Source organism: Bartonella gabonensis (assembly GCF_903679515.1).
Lineage (GTDB): Bacteria > Pseudomonadota > Alphaproteobacteria > Rhizobiales > Rhizobiaceae > Bartonella > Bartonella gabonensis.
In genome coordinates, this window is record NZ_CAHOYM010000100.1 from 1 (window position 1) to 978 (window position 978).

At 29.3% G+C, this 978-nt stretch carries 2 protein-coding genes; both read left to right on the forward strand.

Translation table 11 applies throughout. The annotated features are described in order from the left end of the window. The first annotated feature begins 123 nt into the window (after nt 1–123). Nucleotides 124–468, forward strand: a complete 345-nt coding sequence (locus tag HWX04_RS08200; RefSeq protein ID WP_175869627.1) for a hypothetical protein — start codon at nt 124–126, stop codon at nt 466–468. After that, a complete protein-coding gene (locus HWX04_RS08205; RefSeq protein ID WP_175869628.1) occupies nt 446–790 on the forward strand; it encodes a hypothetical protein in 345 nt (114 codons plus the stop codon). Before HWX04_RS08200 ends, HWX04_RS08205 begins: the two co-directional genes overlap by 23 nt. Nucleotides 791–978: the final 188 nt, after the last annotated feature.

Here is a 978-nt window from a genome sequence, read left to right on the forward strand (position 1 = left end):
AAACAATTTTATTTAATCATTTCCAATTTTTTTGTTAAGTATAATATTAAAAATAAAATCATCTTGGGAACCTGTTAGCAATACAACGGTTAATGAAGTGTTGTTTCAACAGAAAGTGACAAGATGAAAATCAATAATATTTTGAAATTAAGTATTTTTTTTATGATGATTGTATGTGTTTCATTGATCGTCACAACTTCAATTAGTAAAGTTTTTCATCTTCCTTATTGTCAAACCTTTACCTATAGTTCTACTCAAAATGTCACTAAAATAGGTCAAAATTCATTTACTGCTTCACAAATTAAAAATTGTCTTATGCAAAATGGTTTTGAGAACATTAAACGATTACGTTTAGATGACAAAGGCATCTGGCGTGCTTTAGTAAAATTTAAAAAGTCCCATTTTTTCGTGTCCGTTGACTATTCAGGAACCGTTAGCATTCAAAATGAAAGAAAAAAATATGATTAATTTTAACGTTTCTGTTCATCGTTGTAAGAAATTTTTTTTCAAAAAGTACAGTCATTCTATTAAAGAATTTGCTTTCATTGGCGGTTTAAATGGTAGCATATCAGGAGCAATCGCAGCAACTCTTGCTACTTATGGCTATATTGCTCTTCCAGGATTTGGCCCACTTATCGCAATGGGTATAGGAGTAGCACTTTCTGCCGGAATGATAATAGGAGCGCTGATAGGATTAGGACTGGGGTTAGGTGTCGGTATATGCTGTATTTTATGGGAAATTTATATGAAGCATAATAATCCTTTCTCTTATAAATTTCACAATGAATAGAAAGTTATTGCCATTTTTTCTATGAACAAAATATTAAAATCATCACTAAATTATACGCTCTATTTTTTGCTGAAACGATCATCATATTATTAGCTAACTTATTAAAATTGCTTGATTAATTCCTTACTATATCTCAAAAAAATATATTTTTTAAAGGATCTCTTGAAGAAATGTAAGCGAGATATAAT

Coding starts and splice junctions, on each gene's coding strand:
- HWX04_RS08200 (WP_175869627.1), top strand. CDS start 124: ATGAAAATCAATAATATTTTGAAATTAAGTATTTTTTTTATGATGATT.
- HWX04_RS08205 (WP_175869628.1), top strand. CDS start 446: ATGAAAGAAAAAAATATGATTAATTTTAACGTTTCTGTTCATCGTTGT.